3 protein-coding genes and 1 pseudogene are annotated in these 3,342 nt (G+C 69.4%); 1 reads left to right on the top strand and 3 read right to left on the bottom strand.

Features of this window, described 5'->3' with window-relative positions:
• Nucleotides 1-253 (bottom strand): annotated as a pseudogene (locus tag Q1N79_RS09285) (hypothetical protein); the annotation flags it as partial.
• 200 nt (nt 254-453) lie between these two features.
• On the opposite strand from Q1N79_RS09285, the gene Q1N79_RS09280 reads away from it, so the two are divergent.
• Nucleotides 454-2,331, top strand: coding sequence for an acyl-CoA dehydrogenase (locus tag Q1N79_RS09280; RefSeq protein ID WP_300606860.1), 1,878 nt, complete (start codon nt 454-456; stop codon nt 2,329-2,331).
• A 15-nt stretch (nt 2,332-2,346) separates the two neighbouring features.
• Here Q1N79_RS09280 and Q1N79_RS09275 read toward each other — a convergent pair whose 3' ends face one another.
• Both Q1N79_RS09275 and Q1N79_RS09270 read right to left on the bottom strand, forming a co-directional pair.
• Nucleotides 2,347-2,640, bottom strand: coding sequence for a Dabb family protein (locus tag Q1N79_RS09275; protein WP_300606857.1), 294 nt, complete (start codon nt 2,638-2,640; stop codon nt 2,347-2,349).
• 74 nt (nt 2,641-2,714) lie between these two features.
• Nucleotides 2,715-3,342, bottom strand: a 628-nt coding sequence (locus Q1N79_RS09270; RefSeq protein WP_300606854.1) for a rhomboid family intramembrane serine protease, incomplete at its 5' end; no start/stop codon positions are given.

The raw sequence follows: 3,342 nt of genomic DNA, 5'->3' as shown, positions 1-3,342 counted from the left end.
TGCGGTGCCGGCCGGCCGGTCGCGGCGGACGGGTTGCCGTCTGGCGGCTCGGCATGGCCTGGCCGCCGCCGCTGCCGCCGCTGCCGCCGCCCCCCTGCAGGTCGCTGGCCGGCTGGTCCCCGACCGGATACCTGCCAGCCAGGTCCCCGGCGAACTGTCGTGCCGGCAGCGTCCCGCCCGGCTGCCGGGAGGGCGTGCCGTCGTTAGGCCGCCGCGTCGGGGGGCCTGCCGAGGGGTCGCGAACATCCGTCACGAGTCGGAAGCCTAGTCGCAAGGTGTCCTTGATGCCTCAAAAGCGCCGAAACAGGTAGTCGGGGAATGGGGTATGTTGTCGTGTTCCGGCCGGTCTGTCACCAGCGGTTTGCCATGCCGTGGAAGACGCGCGGCCGCAGGGGTGACGAATTTGCTACTAGCGAGTAACATAGGCTAGGTACCCAAGCTGCGGAGCGTTATATGAGCCACTACAAGAGCAATCTCCGGGACATCGAGTTCAACCTGTTCGAGGTGCTCGGCCGTCAGGCACTCCTGGGGACTGGTCCCTACGCCGACGTGGACGCCGAGACCGCGCGCGACATGCTGGCCGAAGTCAACAGGCTCGCCGTCGGGCCCGTGGCCGAGTCGTTCGCCGACGCCGACCGCAACCCGCCGGTTTTTGACCCGGCCACGGGGACCGTGACAGTCCCTGAGTCGTTCCGCAAGTCGTTCCGCGCGCTGATGGACGCGCAGTGGTGGCGGCTGGCCATTCCGCCAGAGCTCGGCGGCACCGTGGCGCCTAAGTCGCTGAGCTGGGCGGTTGCGGAGTTCATCCTCGGCGCGAACCCGGCCGCCTGGATGTACAGCAACGGCCCGACCTTCGCTCACGTGCTGTGGAAGATCGGCACACCCGAGCAGAAGCAGTTCGCGCAGCTGGCCGTGGACAGGGAATGGGGCGCGACGATGGTGCTGACCGAGCCGGACGCCGGCTCCGACGTCGGCGCCGGACGTGCCAAGGCAATCGAGCAGCCGGACGGGACCTGGCACATCGAGGGCGTCAAGCGGTTCATCACCGTGGGCGAGCACGACATCGCGGAGAACATCTTCCACCTGGTGCTCGCCCGGCCGGAAGGCGCGGGCCCGGGCACCAAGGGCCTGTCGATGTTCCTGGTGCCGAAGTACCTGGTGAACGAGGACGGCACGCTTGGCGAGCGGAACGGCGTCGTGGCCACCAACCTGGAGCACAAGATGGGCCTGAAGGTCTCGGCGACCTGCGAGCTGACGTTCGGCGCCGACAGGCCGGCGGTCGGCACGCTCGTCGGGGGGGTGCACGACGGCATCAGGCAGATGTTCCTGGTCATCGAGCACGCGCGGATGATGGTCGGCAGCAAGGCGATCGCGACTCTTTCCACGGGGTACCTCAACGCGCTCGAGTTCGCGAAGAGCCGCGTGCAGGGCCCTGACCTCACCCAGCAGTCCGACAAGACCGCGCCGCGGGTGACGATCATCCACCACCCGGACGTGCGCCGGATGCTGATGCTGCAGAAGGCCTACGCGGAGGGCATGCGGGCGCTTGTGCTGTACACGGCGACGCAGCAGGACGCCGTGCAGCTCGCCGAGGCGGCGGGTACGGTCGACGAGGCCGCCGTCGCGCGCAACGACCTGCTGCTGCCGGTGGTGAAGGGCGTCGGGTCCGAGCGGTCGTACGAGATGCTGACGCTGGCCCTGCAGACGCTCGGCGGATCGGGGTTCCTGCAGGACTACCCGATCGAGCAGTACATCAGGGACGCGAAGATCGACAGCCTCTACGAGGGCACGACCGGCATCCAGAGCCTGGACTTCTTCTTCCGCAAGATCGTCCGCGACCAGGGCGCGGCCGTGCGCTCGCTGCTCGCCGACATCGCGGCGTTCGCCGCCAGTGACGACGCCAGCGACCGCAGCGACCGCAGCGACCGCAGCGAGCATGGCGACGGCAACGGCCGGCTGAAGATCGAGCGCGCCGCCCTCGCCGAGGGGGTCGCGCAGGTGGAGGCGATGCTGACCGCCATGACGGGTTTCGTGATCGGCTCGCTGGACCGCCCCGAGGAGGTCTACAAGGCAGGGCTCAGCACCGTGCGGCTGCTCCTCGCCTTCGGGGACCTGGCCATCGGCTGGCTGCTCGCCAGGCAGGCCGCGGTGGCGCAGCGCGCGCTGGATGACGCGGACGAGCTGGCGGAGGCTGACCGTGACTTCTACGCGGGCAAGCTCGCGGCGGCGCGGTTCTTCGCCACGACAGTGCTGCCCAGGCTGGAAGCCGACCGGAAGGTCATCGAGCAGACCACCCTCGACCTCATGGACGTTCCCGAAGGAGCGTTCTAGCTCGACGGGCCCGCGTCAGAACTCGAACTGCACCGCGGCACGCTGGGCGGCGATCGGCATGATGTGGCGCTGCACGATGTCCCGGTGCCCCGGGTCGTCGCGGTAGGCGAAGAAGCCGGCCTCGTCGTCGAAATCGGCGGTCACGGCGAAGTCGAAGTTGCCCTGCACCAGGCCCGCGTCCGGCCCGGAGGCGAAGGCGCGCACCGACGGCACCATCGACGGCAGCTTCGCGACCTCGGTCGCCGCCTGCTGCTTCTGCTCCTGCGTGGCCTCTGGTTTCCAGCTGAACAGGACGGTGTGACGGATCATCGGCCTCGCGGCTCCTCTGCTCCTCTGCTCCGGGTTCGGACTATCGCAAGTCTGGCCTGCCGGGTGCCCTGAAGCTAGAGGCCCATGTCGTCGAGTTCGCGCAGGAGATCGGCTGCGGCGCCGCTGCCGTTCCCGGCGCCGGGAAGACTCCGCGAACCGGCACCGCTCCCCGAACCGGCACCGCCCCGCGAACCGGCACCGCCCCGCGAACCGGCACCGCCCCCCGAACCGGCACCGCCCCGCGAACCCGGACCGCTCCCCGAACCCGGACGGCCGCTGCCCGCGGACGCGCCAAGGCCGGTCGTCCACCCGCTTGTCCAGCCGCCTCGGGTCACCCCAGCGGGAGTGCGCTCTCGCAGGATCCAGGCCGCGAGGACACCGCCGAACAGGCCGCCCAGGTGCCCGATCCAGCTGATCCCCGGAGTGCCGGGTATGGCCACCTGCAGGATCGTCCAGTACAGCACGCCCGCGACGATCCCGATGCCGATGTCGAGCAGGTTGCGGTCGAAAAATCCGCGGATCAGCACATAACCGAAGTATCCGAAGATGATCCCGCTGGCGCCCACGGTCAGCTCGCCCGAGCTCTGGAAGAGCCATACCGCGAGCCCGCTGGCCACCGTGATGATGAGCGTCACCAGCAGGAACTTCCTGATGCCCCGGTACGCCGCCAGCACGCCGAGCACGAACAGCGGCACCGTGTTG

The organism is Trebonia sp. (genome assembly GCF_030042015.1).
Lineage (GTDB): Bacteria > Actinomycetota > Actinomycetes > Streptosporangiales > Streptosporangiaceae > Trebonia.
Note: the sequence above shows the minus strand (reverse complement) of the source record. Positions and strands in the feature narration are given on the sequence as shown.